The sequence below is a fragment of the Rarobacter incanus genome, from assembly GCF_006715765.1.
Classification (GTDB): Bacteria; Actinomycetota; Actinomycetes; order Actinomycetales; family Cellulomonadaceae; genus Rarobacter; species Rarobacter incanus.
The window spans coordinates 2,242,489-2,256,705 of the sequence record NZ_VFNV01000001.1 but is presented as its reverse complement, the minus strand read 5'-3'; the positions used below and the strand labels follow the sequence as shown (position 1 = coordinate 2,256,705).

Here is a 14,217-nt window from a genome sequence, read left to right as displayed (position 1 = left end):
CTTAGCTGATCAGGGCGAGAACGAAGCCCAGGAGCGCGAGGATTTCGACGAATGCAAGACCGATGAACATGGTCGAGCGCAGCTGGTTGGCGGTCTCAGGCTGGCGGGCAATGCCCTCGATCGTCTTGCCGATGAGGATACCCAAACCAATACCGGGGCCAAGAGCCGCAATACCGTAACCGATGGTGTTCAGGTTGCCTGCGATTTCCGCGAGATTCGTGACGTCCACGAGTTTTCCTTTCTTGGGCCGGCGTGCGCCGGACGTTTGTGATGCGATGTTGCCGAACTGGCAACGGTCGTGCAGTTGGTGGGTGACCGGTTGGTCAGTGCTCGTCCTCCAAAGACATGTTGATGTAGGCGGCGGCCAGGAGGGCGAAGATGTACGCCTGGAGGGCCGCGACGAACACCTCGAAAAGTGTCATCGCGATACCGGCGACGAAGGTCAGCCCGCCGAAGGCCTTCAGGCTCACGCTTGCGTAGAGGAGCAGGTAGTTCGTTGCCAGGTAGCACAGCGCGAGCGTGATGTGACCCGCCACCATATTGGCCAGCAATCGGATCAGCAGCGATCCGGGCCTGACGATGAGCAATTGCAGGAGTTCGATGGGAGCGAGGATGGGGTACACGAAGAAGGGAACGCCCGGTGGAAACAGGTTCGTCTTGATGTAACCCCAAAAGCCGAGTCGCTTGATTCCGGCAGCCCAGTAGGAGAAGAACACCCACAGTGCGAGCAGCATCGGCACGCCGATGCGCGAGTTCACGGAGAGGTTGAGACCGGGAACTATCGACGTCAGGTTGAACGCGAGCACGGTGATGAAGATCGTGGTGATCATCCCGATGTACTTCTTGCCGCGTTCGCGGCCCATCGTCGATTCAACGATCTGCACCCGCACGAAATCGAGGATCAGCTCGATAACGTTTTGGAACCGGCCGGGAACCACCGCAGCGCGGCGCGTGACAGCGACGAGGATAACGAGGATGACCGCGGTGGCCAGAAATTGCGCCAACTGCAACCTGGTGATCTCGAAGATCGTGCCTTCGAACCAGATGGCCGGTGGAAAGAAGTCCGCTAGCGACGGTGCGTGGAACTCTCCCGATTCACCGCCACTGGCGAGAACGAGCGTATCGAGCGTGATCATGACCTGTCATGACTCCTGGAGTTAAGTAGGCGCGGCCACACAACACGGCAGGGTTTTCCCACCGTCGTGTTCGGGTCGGCCATAAGCCTATACTACTTTCAGTCATACCCGTGCTGGTGTCTTGAGCAATCGGACCAAAGTCACACGTCCACGAGCGGGATCCTTGCCCTCACGACCGCTAACGCATCGATAACCGCAGCGATAATGACATAGAGGCACAAAGCGACCGCAAAAACTCGGTGGTCGTAGAACTGTTCGTCGCGGATGAGCAGATAGCCGCCGAACAGCACAGCGATCTTCGCGATCCACGCCCCGCCAATGATAGTACCGAGAGCGGCCGCGGTGCTGTTCGCGCCCGCCACCATCGATAGTGCCGTGGTTCCGGAAAAGAAGAGGGCCACGCCCACCGCCATTGCCACACCGATCCCGGCCGCTGAGCCTGCGAGATACCACGCGGCGGGTGCCGCGAGGCATCCCGTTCCCCCGATCACGACGAGCATCGAGACGAGCGCGGTTCGCGCCGCGGCGCGAACCGGAGCCCCGTTCGGCACCCCTGCTTGGTTGTGGCTATCAGCCATGATTGGCGTGTCTCGCTTTCGGTGTCGGGCACCGGCGGTTTCGGTTCGGCACGGGTGCCATCCTAGCGAGCACGGGTGGCGTGTCGGGCCGTCCGGTGATCGTCGTAGCCGCCCCTGCCGCGCAGCGGCCCCAGCGTCAGCACCAGGGCCACCGCGGAGGCTATCAGCGTCCCCACGACCACGTCGCGCCACGGGAACGCCACCAAGGAAACCCCGCCGAAGGCGAAGACGCCGGTCCACAGGTACATGACGAACACCGCACGCCGGTGGGTGTGCCCGATCGAGAGCAAGCGGTGGTGCAGGTGGCGACGGTCGGGGTGGAACGGTGATTTCCCCTGGGCGAGCCGCCGAATCACTGCCATGGTCATGTCGAGCAGCGGCAGAACCAGCACCGCGAACGGCAGCAGCATCGGCAGGTAGACGGGGATCGTCTGCCCGCCGCTGATCTTTTCGGGATCGATTTTTCCGGTGATAATGATCGCGGCGGCGGCCAGGGTGAGTCCGATCAGCATTGACCCGGAGTCCCCCATGAAGATCCGCGCCTGGTGGAAGTTGAATGGCAAGAACCCTACGCAAACCCCAACCAGCGCGGCGACGACCAGGGAGGCCAGCGACGCGTAATCGAGCGGGCTCGAATTGAGCGTGAGTATGTAGGTGTAGACGAAGAAGGCGCCGCCGCCGATCGCGACCACACCCGCGGCAAGCCCGTCGAGACCGTCAACGAAGTTGACCGCGTTCATCGCGACCACGATCATCAGCACCGTCACGAATAGTGACATGCGGCTCGAACCTATGGTGAGGCCACCGATGGGCAGCGTGATCAGCTGCACGCCCTGCCACGCCATGAGGCCGGCGGCAAGGATCTGCCCGACGAGCTTGATCATCCAGTCAAGGTCCCATATGTCATCGACGACCCCGATGGCGCACACGATTGCCGCGCCGCCGATAACGCCCCACGCCGTGTTTCCGGAGTCCCGAAAGACCGGCTGCAGAAACGGTATGTGCGAGGCGATCACGAACGAGACGACGAGTCCGCCCAGCATGGCAAGACCGCCCAGGCGCGGGGTGGGGACGGTGTGAACGTCGCGCGCCCGCACCGCGGTGTACGCCCCGGATCGCGTCGCAATCCACCTCGCCAGTGGCGTCAGCAGAAACGTCACGACTGCCGCGACGAGGCAGACAAGCAGATAGACCCTCATCGCGCCTCGGGCCCGTGGCTGGGGTTCGCAGGGGAGGACGAGTTCGCCGGCACCCCCGGGGCAAGTTCCACGGAGCCGATCACTGCCTCCAACGCGGCCACGTCGATGGCACCGAGCCTGACGACCCGCGCCGATCCGCCGGTGGCGTCGACGATGGTCGAGGCGATCTGCCCGGGTGCGCTGCCTCCGTCCAGGTAGCACCCGATCGAATCCCCCAGCTGCGATTGCGCATCCGCGCACGTCAGCGCCGCGGGATGACCCGTGAGATTCGCGCTGGAGACCGCGAGCGGCCCCGTGCGCGTCAGCAGTGCCAGCGCCGCGGGGTGATTGGGCATTCGTAGCGCGACGGTGCCGCGCGTCTCGCCCAGGTCCCACGCGAGCGAGGGCTGCACGCTGCATATGACGGTCAGCCCGCCCGGCCAAAACGCGGCGACGAGAGCCCTGACGAAGTCTGGGACCTGGTCGGCCAGCGCATCGAGTCCGGATTCGTTCGCCACGAGCACTGGCGGCGGCATCTGACGTCCGCGCCCCTTGGCCGCCAATAGGCGAGCAACGGCGCGCGGGTCGAAGGGATCGGCGCCGACGCCGTAGACCGTGTCCGTTGGCAGGACCACAAGGTCGCCGCGAGCGATGGTGGCGACGGCCGCGTCGAGGGAGGGTCCCCACGTGCCTGGATCTTGCACAGCAAACGTGTTGGTCATGGTGATGCGAGCCTGCCCTTTTTACGAACTTTCGATTCTTCGTGCCACTACCATACGCGGGCGCCCCGCCAAGTCGTTGCAGGTCGCCACGCTATCGAACGAGTCTGTGCCGACCATGGCACGCACCGCGGCATCCTGGGTTTCCGCGTGTTCCATCACGAACCAGCCTCTCGGGCGCAGCAGCCTAGCCGCCGCCGCAATGATCCCGCGCGGCACCTCCAGGCCGTCGGCCCCCAGCCCATACAGGGCCACGCCGGGATCGTGCAGCGCGACCTCCGGGTCACGCGGAACGGCGTCGCCCGGGATATAGGGCGGGTTGCTGATGACCAGATCCAGCGATCCGTCCAGTTCGTGCAACGCCGTGCGTGCGTCGGCGCGCCGCAGGTCGACGCGCGGACGCACGGAGTCCGGCAGCGACCGCCAGTTGCGTTGCGTCCATTCGAAGGCGTTCCCATCTAGCTCGACGGACCACACGCGGGTGAGCGGGAACTCGTCGGCGATGGCGAAACCAATGGCGCCGCTGCCCGCACATAAATCCGCCACGCGCGCGGCGCGGCCCGCTTCGAGCCCCGCGACTCGTATGGCCGCCTCGACCACCTGTTCGGTCTCCGGGCGCGGGACAAAGACGCCCGGCCCGACGCACAGTTCCCGGCGGCGAAACGGGGCGACTCCCGTGATGTGCTGCAGCGGCACGCGCTCGCAGCGCCGGGCGACCATCCGCGCGAACGCCTCACTGGCGTCAACGTCGGGCGCCAACGACCCGGTGATCTGCACGGCGGCCATCTCCCCCGGGGACCGGCCCGCCGCGTGCGCGGCCAAGAGCAGGGCCTCGTGGCGCGCGGCCGCGATACCCGCTTGCGAAAGCCGACTAGCCGCCAGGTCGATCTGCTCTCGCCAGCCCAAGGGGACCGTCATTCCCCCGTCGCTGCCATGCGCGCCTCTTCGTCGGCGGCGATGGCCGATTCGATGACCGGACCCAGGTTGCCGTCCAGCACGTGGTCTAAGTTGTACGCCTTGTAGCCGGTGCGGTGATCCGCGATGCGGTTCTCGGGAAAGTTGTAGGTGCGGATCCGCTCGGAACGGTCGACCGTGCGGACCTGCGAGCGGCGCAAATCGTTAGCCTGCGCCGCTGCCTCCTCCTGCTTCGCCGCCAGCAAGCGGGCGCGCAGCACGCGCATGGCCTGCTCGCGGTTTTGCAGCTGCGACTTCTCGTTCTGCATCGAAACGACGATCCCGGTGGGAATGTGCGTGATGCGAACGGCGGAATCCGTCGTGTTGACGGACTGCCCGCCAGGTCCGGACGATCGATACACGTCTATGCGCAGATCATTTTGATCGATGTCGACGTCCGTGACGTCGTCCGCCTCGGGGAATACCAGGACCCCGGCGGCGGATGTGTGGATCCGCCCCTGCGATTCGGTGACGGGGACGCGCTGGACGCGGTGCACTCCCCCCTCGTACTTCAGGTGCGCCCAGACGCCATCGGCGGGTTCCACGGTTCCTTTCGATTTGATAGCGACGGAAACGTCCTTGTATCCGCCCAGGTCCGATTCCGTCGATCCGATGATCTCCGTCTTCCAGCCCCGCATCTCGGCATACCGCAGGTACATCCGGAGCAAGTCACCAGCAAAGAGCGCCGACTCCTCGCCCCCTTCTCCCGCCTTGATTTCGAGGATGACATCGCGCGCATCGTCAGGATCGCGCGGCAGCAGCACCGCGCGCAGCTTCGCCGATGCCTCCTCTTCTTGGGTTTGCAAGGTGGCGGCCTCAGCAGCGAAGGAATCGTCGAGTTCGGCAAGCTCCCGCGCGGCGGCAAGATCGTCGGCGGTCGATTTCCAGTGCCTGAAGGCGCGCACCACCGCGCCCAGCTCCGCGTAGCGCCTGCCTAGGGTGCGTGCGCGCGCCTGATCCGCGTGCACGGCGGGATCCGCAAGCTGCCGTTCCAGGTCCGCATACTCTTCCAGCAGCGGGTCGACCGCGGCGAAGTGGTGCGGGGTCGGTTCGTGGGGCGCTGCCATGACAACTCGTTTCTTTCGGCTGAACAGGGAATGCGGGAATAGCACAGCGCCGGTGGCGCGCGCACCGCCTGCCCCTAGAGAGGTTGGCGGTGGCGTGCCACCGGCGCTGCAAAAAAGCTACTTGTTCTTCTTGCCGTAGCGTGCCTCGAAGCGAGCGACGCGCCCACCGGTGTCGAGGATCTTCTGCTTGCCGGTGTAGAACGGGTGGCAGGCGTTACAGACGTCCGCCGCAATCTTGCCGGACGTTTCCGTGCTGCGGGTGACGAACGTGTTGCCGCACGTGCAGGTTACCTGCGTCACGACGTACTCGGGGTGGATCCCAGCCTTCATGGCGAATCTCCTATGTGTCATGGTGCTGGGTCGCTCCGCGGAATTACGAGAACGTGAACCAGCAAGCCAACGAAAGATTATGCCACTTTTGCGCCGCGAAATCCAGTGGCGCGCAAGGTTCGTTTCAGTTCAGTTCTGGAAGACTTAGACTCGTTACCAGCCCGACTTCCCCTGCTTTGAGGTGAACCACGGTGCCCCAGCGATTGACATCGCTGCATTCGAGGGTGAGCTTATCCCTGTAATACGCGATGTACCAGCTGGCGCCGGCGGCGTCCGTTGCGTAATCCAGGGCGACGGAGGTGTCGTCTTCGGCCTGGTTCGAGAGAATGGAGACTGCGGTCGGCAGCGTCGCGAGATCGCGATGCGGCTTGCCTTCGAAGGTGAAGCTCGCATCCGTGATCGTGTCTATCACCGCGCCGATGTCGGCCGCCTTCCCGACGAAGTAGGCGTCGCGCCACGGGTAGGTATTGTCACGCAGCACGCCGTTCGCGGCGTCCTGATTGGTGCATTGGAGCGTAAACCCGACCTTCGCGACGGCGTCCTCTACCGGTTTGGCGCGCAGAACGACATTTTGCGCATCCGTGGTCAGGATGGTCCCGCAGGCGCTGGTGCCAACCACCGCGAGGCACAGGGCGATCACCGCGCCCGCGCGCGTGCGGCACGATGAGCTTGAGGCATTGCGCTCAGGGTACACGCGAGCAATGGTAGCACCGGGCGGCGATGCCTACATGACCGGGGCGCACCGCACGTCTAGGATCGGACCCATGCCCCGCACACTCATGATCACGAACGACTTCCCCACTCGCCAGGGCGGTATCGAGACGTTCGCGGAAGAACTTGCCAAGCGTTTTGACCCGGATGATCTGGTCGTCTACACGGCCTCGATGCCGGGCGACGCCGCGTACGACGAGCAGGCGGCCTTCACCGTCATCCGCGATCGGGCAGGAACGTTGCTGCCGACCTGGCGCGTGCGCCGCAACGTGGTGGCGGCGATGCGCGCGCACGGGTGCGACCGGGTGCTGTTTGGAGCATCGGCACCATTGGGCCTTCTGGCACCCGCGCTGCGGCGCGCGGGCGCGCAGACGATCGTCGCCATCACTCACGGGCACGAGGCGTGGTGGGCTGCGATACCGGGGACCAGGCAGCTGCTTGCGCGCATCGGCGCCCACGTCGACTACCTGACCTACATTTCCGCATGGTGCCGTGACCACATAGCCGTCGCGCTGCACCCCGCCGACCGCGCCAAGCAGGTTCGGCTGGCGCCCGGCGTCGACCCCGCGCGCTTCTATCCGGGCGTGGGGTCCGGCCGCGCGCGCAGCCTGCTCAACCTTGCCGATCGAACCCCGATCGTGCTGGTCACGGGCCGGTTAGTTGAACGAAAGGGGCAGGACCGGCTCATCGATGCGTGGCCGCGGGTGCGCCGTAATCATCCGGCGGCCGTGCTCGTCATCGTCGGCAAGGGCCCGTACCGCGCAGCATTGGAGGCCCGCGCGCGCGATCGCGGGGTGACCGACTCCGTGATTTTCGCGGGTTCCGTCCCGTGGGCCGACCTGCCCGCCTACTACGACGATTGCACGGTATTCGCAATGCCTTCACGCGCCCGCAAGCGCGGGCTGGAGGTCGAGGGTCTGGGGATCGTCTATCTGGAGGCGGGAGCCTGCGCCAAACCCGTCATCGTCGGCGATTCCGGAGGCGCGCCCGATGCCGTCGTCGATGGTGAAACGGGGTTCTTGGTCGATCCGGAAAACCCGCGCGACATAGCCGACCGCATTTCGCAGCTGCTTGCGGACCAGGAATTGGCCGCGCGGATGGGGCAAGCAGGGCGCCGACGGGTCGTTGCGGAGTGGACCTGGGACCAGGTCGCTCAAACAGCTAAGAAGTACCTGGGCTTGGCCGCAGATTAGGGACGAGGCCACCGCCACCGCTCGGCGGCCCGACGGGTTGACTGCCCGCACCGGTTGGCGATCCGCCGCTCGGCGGCCCTCACCGGTTGGTGATCAGCCGCCGAGCTCGAGCGGGCGTAACCGCTTCCGCTAGACCGTCTTCCCGATGCCTTCATCCCCGGCGCCACCCGGGGTCGTCTTTTGCACCTGCAGCAAAAACTCGATGTTTGTCTTCGTTTCCTTGAGCTTGCCGAGCAGCAATTCGATAGCCGATTGCTGGTCCAAGCCGCCAAATACGCGCCGCAACTTGTAGATGATCTTGAGTTCTTCCGCAGGAAGCAGGACTTCCTCGCGACGGGTACCGGATGCGTTGACGTCGACGGCGGGGAATATGCGCTTGTCCGCCAATTGGCGACTCAGGCGCAACTCCATATTTCCGGTCCCCTTGAATTCCTCGAAGATGACCTCGTCCATCTTTGAACCCGTCTCCACCAGGGCGGAAGCCAAAATCGTGAGCGATCCGCCCTCCTCGATGTTGCGGGCGGCACCAAAGAACTTCTTCGGTGGGTAGAGCGCCGACGCGTCCACACCACCGGATAGAATCCGCCCGGATGCGGGCGCCGCGAGGTTGTAGGCGCGCGAAAGGCGCGTCAATGAATCGAGCAGCACAACGACGTCTTGGCCGAGTTCAACCAAACGCTTGGCACGTTCAATCGCCAGTTCGGCGACCATGGTGTGATCGGATGCGGGGCGGTCGAAGGTGGAGGCGATGACCTCGCCGTTGACCGTGCGCTCCATGTCGGTGACTTCCTCGGGACGCTCATCGACCAGAACGACCATGAGGTGGACCTCAGGATTGTTGGTCGTGATGGCGTTGGCGATCTGCTGCATGATGATCGTCTTTCCGGCCTTGGGCGGGGCGACGATGAGGCCGCGCTGGCCTTTCCCGATCGGCGCAACGATATCGATGACGCGCGGCGTTAGCTTCGAATTCGCCGCGTTCTCCAGGCGCAGGCGTTCCTGGGGGTAAAGCGGTGTCAGTTTGGTGAAGTCGGGGCGCTTGCGTGCAACGTCAGCGGTGAGTCCGTTGACCGTGTCCAGCCGCACCAACGCATTGAATTTCTGGCGCGAACTGGCTCCCGGCGTTTCTCCCTCGCGCGGCGCGCGGATCGCACCCGTGATCGCGTCGCCCCTGCGCAGACCGGCTTTCTTGACTTGGGCAAGCGACATGTAGACGTCATTGGGCCCCGGCAGATACCCGCTGGTGCGAACGAAGGCGTAGTTATCGAGGATGTCCAGGATGCCGGCGACGGGAACCAACACGTCGTCTTCTGTGACCTCGACGTCGTCGACGCCAATCAGGTCGTTGGTGGCGCGCCCGCGCCCGCGCCGGGTCCGGTCGCGATCGCGGTAGCGGTCGCGTCCCCGGCGGCGGCGGCCGTTGCGGTCGTCCTCAGCATCAAAGGAATCCTGCCTGCGCTGGTTGTCGCGCTGACCCGTGCCGGAACGCTGATCGGTGCCCTTGTCACCGTCTCGCCCATTGCGGCCGCGCCGACCGCGCCCGTCGCGGTTGGAACCTGGCAGGTCTTCGACGACAGTCGCCGCCCGCTCGGCGCGGTCGCCTGCGACGCGGCGCTCCGTTTGCTCCGGCTGCGCGGCTTCGCCGCGGCGCTCGCCGCGCGCAACGCTCTTGCCGCGCGATGTCGACGGTAGGCCCTCCAGGATGTTTTCGGTCGAGCCGAGTTTCGACTGCTCCGCGTCGTTCTGCGTCACCTTTTCAGACTGGTTGCGGCGAGGCCGCTCATCGCGCTGCGTTTCGGATCCGTTCGCCGTATCCGCCGGAGCCGTGGGTGCCCCTTGCTCCTTCGACGCGGCGGGGCGCTGGTCGCTCGTTGCGCGGGTCCGGCTCTCGCTGACAGGCGCCGCCTGAACAGCGGCTTTGTCCGCGCCTCGCTCAGTCTTTGCAGTGCGTCCCGCGCCCCCATTGGCGCGGATCGCCTCAACAAGTTCACCCTTGCGCATCTTGGAAATTCCCTTGATCCCGCGCGTAGATGCAAGTTTCTGTAATTCGGCGAGCTTCATCGCAGAAAGCGACCCTGCTCCACCCTGTGCGCCATCGTTAGTGGGATTGGCGGATTGTGTCACGAAGGAATCCTTCTCATTTTTTCGGTGCTTGGCGTCGCATCACGTCAGGCACGGTTGGGGGCCAGCAAATCTGGTCACATCGTTTTGATCGCGCCGCTATCTAGATTGATGTGGCGCGGAATCTTTCCCTTAGCCAGAATTGGCTACCCCTGCGGGCTACCGCTACCGCGGTTCACACCGGGGCATCATCCGCTTCGCGGGGAGGACTATCGGGGAAGGTCGGGGCACGTTTATCGGACACAACGCGAACGCGAAAACCGTTCGCCTCCAATCGATAATGCTTGCGACCAGACGTAATACTACCACTGTCCGTAGCCGCGAGCCACCTACCGGAGGTTCCGCAGCGCAGTGCGGCACTACCGGAGGTTCCCTGCCGGGCTCACCACCGCAGCGCGCACCCGCCGGGCTCACCTACCGCGCTCACCACCGCAGCGCGCACCCGCAGCGCGCACCCGCAGCGCGCACCTACCACCGCCGTCGCTGCCAACCCCGCCTCGGACGTTTGACGCCCGTCGAGTTCGAGACCATCATGAACAAGAACCTGGCCCTCACGGCCTAACACGAACTGTCACCTGTTCCTACAGCAGACCCTGCTTTGACGAACCACCACCGTTCTAACAAACAGTGGCCAACCAACATGCAAAAACCCCAAGACTCCAACCGCCACGAGCCCACGAGCCCACGAGCCCACGAGCCCACGAGCCCACGACAAGCGTGTGCGCGATGATCGCGCTCAAGCAACGCGCGGGCGGCGTTTCTTGGCAGACATATGCGTGCGACGGGCCGCGAACCGCTGTCGGCCTCGAATCACATAGCTTCGAACCAGGCGCCGGCCGCCGCGACTCCGGGCCGCGTAACTTGCCATCCCGATGGCGCTCGTCCGTCCTCGTCCCATCCGCCCACTATGCCCGCAATGGCCTGGTCCTCCGTAGCACGGGCATCATGCGTGCCAAAGACCAACACAGTGGGCCCGGCCCCCGAGATGACCGCCGGGAGTCCCTGCACACGGAGCCTCTCGACCACCAACGCCGACTGCGGCATCTGGGCGGATCGGTAGGCCTGGTGCAACCGGTCTGTGGTCGCATCGAAAAGGAGGTCGGGGTGGCGGGTCAGCGCCGCGACGAGCAGGGCAGCACGCCCCGCGTTAAAGGCGGCGTCACTATGGGGAACCTCGGCGGGAAGCGCGGCGCGGGCCGCCTTCGTCGCGAGCCTCGTGTCAGGAATGAGCACTACAGGATCTATCTGCGGATTCACCTCAATCCGAGTTGCACGAGCCTGCAGTTCGCCGTCTTCTGTCCGCGACATCCACGCGACGGTTCCGCCGCCCATGAGCGCGGGCGCCGCGTTGTCCGGGTGCCCTTCCATCTGCGTGGCGAGTTCCAAAATGCTCTGATCGTCCAGCGCTTCCGGATCTGAGATGAGAGCACGCGCCGCTACCAAGCCGCCCACAACGGCTGCCGCGGAAGAACCCATGCCTCGTGCGTGCGGAATCACGTTGTGGCACGTGAGACGCAACCCAACAGCGGGCGCACCGACATATTCGAGGCCGACCCGAATCGCGCGCGCGACCAGATGCGAGGCATCGGAGGGGACTTCGCCCGCACCGGCACCGACGACGGTGACCTCGGTCGTCTCGCTCGCTAGTGCGGTCACTTCGATGGTGTCGCGCACGTTGAGAGCTAGCCCCAGTGCGTCGAAGCCAGGCCCCAGGTTGGCGCTCGTCGCGGGAACTGAAACCCGCACGCGGTCGTTCCCAATCTGCATGTTAGCCAAGCCCCAGAGCCGTTGCGATGGAAACAACGTCGGCGCTCACGCGCACGGGTTTGATCTCTTCGCCTTCGAGCGTACGCAGCGCCCAGGCGGGATCCTTCAAACCGTGGCCCGTGACGGTGATGACGATGAGTGCGTCCTGCGGAACAAGCCCGGCCTTGGCTCGTTTGAGAACGCCGGCGGCACCCGCGGCGGAGGCAGGCTCCACGAAGACACCGACCTCGGCCGACAGCAGGCGGTGGGCCGCGAGAATTTCCTCATCGGTTACGGCTTCTATAACGCCACCGGAATCGTTGCGCGCCTGCTCTGCCTGGGTCCACGAAGCAGGGTTTCCGATCCGGATGGCTGTCGCGATAGTTTCGGGTTCATCGAACGGGTGTCCCTGGACAATGGGCGATGCGCCTTCCGCCTGGAACCCCCACATTCGGGGCAGCGCATCGGTGACGCCGGCATCCTTGTATTCGCGGTAGCCCTTCCAGTAGGCGGTGATATTGCCCGCGTTTCCGACGGGCAGCGCGTGGATGTCGGGAACCGTTCCAAGCGTGTCGACGACCTCGAAAGCGGCCGTCTTTTGCCCCTCGATCCGGTCCGGGTTCACGGAGTTGACCAGTTCCACGGGGTAGGTCTCTGCAAGCTTCCGGGCGGCCACCAGGCAATCGTCGAAGTTACCCTCGACCTGCAACAGCGTCGCGCCGTGCGCAAGCGCCTGCGAAAGCTTGCCCATCGCAATCTTGCCGTCCGGAACCAACACGGCGCACGTCATACCGGCAGCGGTCGCGTAGGCGGCAGCACTGGCGGAGGTGTTCCCCGTGGACGCGCACACGACCGCCTTGGCCCCGCGATATGCGGCGGCGGACATCGCGGTGGTCATTCCGCGGTCCTTGAACGACCCCGTTGGGTTCATTCCTTCGACTTTGAGGTAGACGCGGGCGCCAGTCAATTCGCTCAGGCGGCGGGCCGCGACCAGGGGGGTTCCACCCTCGCCAAGAGTGACTATGGTTTCTGCAACGTGGTCGGGCAGGTATTGCTCATACTCGCGGATCACTCCGCGCCAGATGTGTGCCATTTAGACTCCCTCAACTCGCAACGCGGACGCCACCTTGATCACTGCGTCCAATTCGGCCAATTCTGCAACGGTTGCGTCAAGATCTGCTTGCCGCGCCCGATGGGTGATGATGATGAGTTCGACGCCGCCGTGGGTGCGCGCGGCCGGGGTGTCGTGCTGGCGCACCGCCTCGATGGAAACGCCGTGGTCCGCCAGGGCGGTAGACACCTGCGCCAGGACTCCCGGCCGGTCGGCCACCACGAGCCGAATCTGCAGGCGAGTGTGCGCCTCGGCCGCAGCAGCGATGGGGATTGCCGCATACGCAGATTCGGCGGGGGCAAGTCCGCCGTGTGCGCGGTGGCGCGCCGCAGACACGATGTCGCCCAGCACCGCGGAAGCCGTTGGCGCACCGCCCGCGCCGCGCCCGTAGAACATCAGCTCTCCGGCGTCGTCGGCCTCGACAAAAACCGCGTTAAAGGCACCATGAACACCCGCCAATGGGTGACCGACAGGAACCAGCGACGGGTGCACGCGCGCCTGCACACCCGCCTCGGTGTCCTCGACGATTGCCAGCAGCTTGATGACGTAACCGGCATCGCGCGCGGCATCCACGTCTTCCTTGGTGACGGTCGTGATACCCTCACGCGCGACGGCAGCCAGCGGCATCCGCGTGTGGAATGCCAGTGCGGCGATTATTGCGGCCTTCGCTGCCGCGTCCATTCCCTCGACGTCAGCCGTGGGATCCGCTTCGGCGTACCCCAGTTCTTGCGCCTGCGACAGCGCCTGCGCCATGTCCAATCCGTCGGTCGTCATCTGGTCGAGGATGTAGTTGGTCGTACCGTTGACGATCCCCAGAACCCGCCGCACGTGGTCGCCCGACAGGGATTCACGCAAAGCCCGGACGACGGGTATCGCACCCGCCACGGCGGCTTCGAAGTATAGATCCCGCCCCGCGCGTTCAGCAGCTTCGTACAGTTCCGGCCCGTGGGCTGCGATCAGCGCCTTATTCGCCGTGACAACGCTGGCCCCGGTTTCGAATGCGTGCAAGATGAGTGTCCGCGCGGGTTCGATACCGCCCATGAGTTCCACGACGATGTCCGCGCCAGCCACCAGGTCCGCGGCGTTAGACGTCAGCAATGAGGTCGGCACAATCGCGTCGCGGTCTGCCGCGACGTCTCGCACGCCGACGCCCACCAGTTCCACGGCTGCGCCGATGCGTGCCCCCAGGTCATGGGAGTCCGTCACCAGTGCGCGAATTACCTCGGTGCCGACAACGCCGGCCCCAAGAACGGCAATCTTCAGAGGCCTACCGGTTACGGGCGCATGTGTCACTGGCACAGTTCCTTCGAGCAGTTATCTGGTGGTGAGGCGACGATGGTGCCCGCCGCGGGCCTAGGCAAGTCTACCCGCAC

Annotated in this window: 14 protein-coding genes; 1 reads left to right on the top strand and 13 read right to left on the bottom strand. The window is 65.1% G+C overall.

Annotated elements, in window-relative coordinates:
* Position 1: 1 nt before the first annotated feature.
* The 9 genes from atpE to FB389_RS09270 all read right to left on the bottom strand — a co-directional run bounded on the left by atpE (position 2) and on the right by FB389_RS09270 (position 6,656).
* Positions 2 to 229: an ATP synthase F0 subunit C gene (gene atpE, locus FB389_RS09310; RefSeq protein WP_142113003.1), complete on the bottom strand. Its 228-nt coding sequence runs from the start codon at positions 227 to 229 to the stop codon at positions 2 to 4.
* A gap of 94 nt (positions 230 to 323) precedes the next feature.
* Positions 324 to 1,136 carry a F0F1 ATP synthase subunit A gene (gene atpB, locus FB389_RS09305; protein ID WP_142113001.1) on the bottom strand — a complete coding sequence of 271 codons (813 nt, stop codon included), beginning with the start codon at positions 1,134 to 1,136 and terminating at the stop codon, positions 324 to 326.
* 140 nt (positions 1,137 to 1,276) lie between these two features.
* Positions 1,277 to 1,714: a Cg1360 family ATP-synthase-associated protein gene (locus FB389_RS09300; RefSeq protein WP_142113000.1), complete on the bottom strand. Its 438-nt coding sequence runs from the start codon at positions 1,712 to 1,714 to the stop codon at positions 1,277 to 1,279.
* 62 nt (positions 1,715 to 1,776) lie between these two features.
* Positions 1,777 to 2,913 (bottom strand): MraY family glycosyltransferase, encoded by a 1,137-nt coding sequence (locus tag FB389_RS09295; RefSeq protein WP_142112998.1) that lies wholly within the window; start codon positions 2,911 to 2,913, stop codon positions 1,777 to 1,779.
* Entirely contained in the window at positions 2,910 to 3,614 is a 705-nt protein-coding gene (locus FB389_RS09290; protein WP_142112996.1) for an L-threonylcarbamoyladenylate synthase, read from the bottom strand. The genes FB389_RS09295 and FB389_RS09290 overlap by 4 nt, the downstream gene beginning before the upstream one ends.
* Before the next feature lie 21 nt (positions 3,615 to 3,635).
* A complete protein-coding gene (prmC, locus tag FB389_RS09285; protein ID WP_142112994.1) occupies positions 3,636 to 4,529 on the bottom strand; it encodes a peptide chain release factor N(5)-glutamine methyltransferase in 894 nt (297 codons plus the stop codon).
* On the bottom strand, positions 4,526 to 5,632 hold the full coding sequence (gene prfA / locus FB389_RS09280; protein ID WP_142112992.1) for a peptide chain release factor 1: 1,107 nt from the start codon (positions 5,630 to 5,632) through the stop codon (positions 4,526 to 4,528). The genes prmC and prfA overlap by 4 nt, the downstream gene beginning before the upstream one ends.
* 117 nt (positions 5,633 to 5,749) lie before the next feature.
* Positions 5,750 to 5,962, bottom strand: a complete 213-nt coding sequence (gene rpmE, locus FB389_RS09275; RefSeq protein WP_142112990.1) for a 50S ribosomal protein L31 — start codon at positions 5,960 to 5,962, stop codon at positions 5,750 to 5,752.
* A 124-nt stretch (positions 5,963 to 6,086) separates the two neighbouring features.
* A complete protein-coding gene (locus tag FB389_RS09270) occupies positions 6,087 to 6,656 on the bottom strand; it encodes a hypothetical protein (protein WP_142112988.1) in 570 nt (189 codons plus the stop codon).
* Between the two features lie 70 nt (positions 6,657 to 6,726).
* Here FB389_RS09270 and FB389_RS09265 point away from each other — a divergent pair, with 70 nt between their 5' ends.
* On the top strand, positions 6,727 to 7,866 hold the full coding sequence (locus FB389_RS09265) for a glycosyltransferase family 4 protein (protein WP_142112986.1): 1,140 nt from the start codon (positions 6,727 to 6,729) through the stop codon (positions 7,864 to 7,866).
* Between the two features lie 129 nt (positions 7,867 to 7,995).
* On the opposite strand, the gene rho is transcribed toward FB389_RS09265, so the two are convergent.
* From rho to FB389_RS09245, 4 genes are all read right to left on the bottom strand, one after another.
* Positions 7,996 to 9,927, bottom strand: a complete 1,932-nt coding sequence (gene rho / locus FB389_RS09260; protein WP_142113721.1) for a transcription termination factor Rho — start codon at positions 9,925 to 9,927, stop codon at positions 7,996 to 7,998.
* Positions 9,928 to 10,797: 870 nt separating this feature from the next.
* On the bottom strand, positions 10,798 to 11,733 hold the full coding sequence (thrB, locus tag FB389_RS09255; RefSeq protein ID WP_246043608.1) for a homoserine kinase: 936 nt from the start codon (positions 11,731 to 11,733) through the stop codon (positions 10,798 to 10,800).
* Between the two features lie 22 nt (positions 11,734 to 11,755).
* Positions 11,756 to 12,826 (bottom strand): threonine synthase, encoded by a 1,071-nt coding sequence (gene thrC / locus FB389_RS09250; RefSeq protein WP_142112982.1) that lies wholly within the window; start codon positions 12,824 to 12,826, stop codon positions 11,756 to 11,758.
* The gene (locus FB389_RS09245) at positions 12,827 to 14,143 is read right to left on the bottom strand and encodes a homoserine dehydrogenase (RefSeq protein ID WP_246043607.1); all 1,317 of its coding nucleotides are present in this window, start codon (positions 14,141 to 14,143) and stop codon (positions 12,827 to 12,829) included.
* Positions 14,144 to 14,217 lie beyond the last annotated feature (74 nt).